Raw genomic sequence first — 1,353 nt, 5'->3', positions numbered from 1 at the left:
GCGAGAGGGCTATGCGCGAGAGGGCACCATCGACCAGCTCACCGACGAGGAGTTCGTCGACGCGCTGCCCAAGGTGGAACTACATGTCCACCTTGAAGGGTCGATGCGCCCGCAGACCCTGCTCACCCTCGCCCGCCGCCACGGCGTCGACGATCTGCCCACCGACCTCGACGGGGTGGCGACGTTCTACGAGTTCCGCGACTTCGACCACTTCATCGAGGTCTACCTGGCCGCTGTCCGGGTGTTGCGCGATGCCGGCGACTTCGCGCTGCTGGCCCGCGAGACCGCACTGGGGCTCGCAGCCCAGGGCGTCCGATATGCCGAGATCACCTTCACGCCGTTCCTGCACATCCAGCGCGGTGTCGACGCCGACGAGGTCTTCGCAGGCGTCGAGCAGGGCCGCCGCGAAGCCGAGGAGGCAACCGGTATCCAGATCCGGTGGATCACCGACATTCCGGGCCTGCCCGACATGGATCTACGTCCCGCATCCGAGGGCACGATCGAGTTCGCGCTGAACTACCGTGAGTCCGTGATCGCGCTCGGGTTGGGCGGACCCGAGGTCGGCGTGCCCCGGCCGCAGTTCGCCGAGGTGTTCACCGCCGCGCGTGACGCCGGGCTGCACCGCATCCCGCATGCCGGCGAGACGACCGGGCCGCGCACGATCTGGGACTGCCTGGAGTACCTGCACGCCGAACGCATCGGTCACGGCATCACCGCCTGTGACGACCCGGCCCTCGTCGATCACCTGCGGGCACATCACATTCCGCTGGAGGTGTGTCCCACCTCGAACCTGCGCACCGGGGTCGTCACCGACTATCCGGCGCATCCGCTGCCCAGGATGATCGAACTGGGCCTGCCGGTCAGCCTCAACAGTGACGATCCGCCGATGTTCGGGACCACGCTGCGGGACGAGTACCTGCACGCGCTGCGTAGCCTGGGCCTGACCCGACGTCAGGTTGCCGATCTGGCCGCGGCTGGCGTCGACCACTCGTTTGCTCCCGCCGCGGTCAAGGAGGCCATCCACGCGGACCTCGCGACGGTCGTCGAGGGCCTCAGCCGTTAGAGCCACCGGCGATAGGGGACGCCTGCGCGGGACCTGCACCGGCGGTTGCGGGGAAGGACCCGGCGGCAACCTGGATGGTCAGTTCGTCGCCGGCATCCACCTGCACCGGGTCGCGCACGATGGCGCCGTCGGCGGTCCGGTGGACCACGGCGTATCCCCGGTCCAAGGTCGCCGCCGGTGACAGCGCGTGCATCTGGGCGCGGGCGTGGGCCAGCTCACCTTCGGCCCGATCCAGGATGTGCGTCACGCAGCGTCGTGCGCGGGCCCGTAGGTCACTCACGTACCCGACC

At 69.3% G+C, this 1,353-nt stretch carries 2 protein-coding genes; one reads left to right on the top strand and one right to left on the bottom strand.

From position 1 onward, the window contains the following. The first annotated feature begins 28 nt into the window (after positions 1-28). Positions 29-1,063 (top strand): adenosine deaminase, encoded by a 1,035-nt coding sequence (gene add, locus U9980_RS24210; protein WP_322770043.1) that lies wholly within the window; start codon positions 29-31, stop codon positions 1,061-1,063. Here the strand turns inward: add and U9980_RS24205 are convergent. Continuing rightward, on the bottom strand, positions 1,053-1,353 hold a 301-nt coding region (locus U9980_RS24205), incomplete at its 5' end, for an exodeoxyribonuclease VII large subunit (protein WP_322770039.1). The two genes, add and U9980_RS24205, sit on opposite strands and share 11 nt — an antisense overlap.

Origin of the sequence: Protofrankia sp. Cr1, assembly GCF_963555865.1 — a bacterium.
Classification (GTDB): Bacteria; Actinomycetota; Actinomycetes; order Frankiales; family Frankiaceae; genus Protofrankia.
This window is presented reverse-complemented; position numbering and strand designations above follow the sequence as displayed.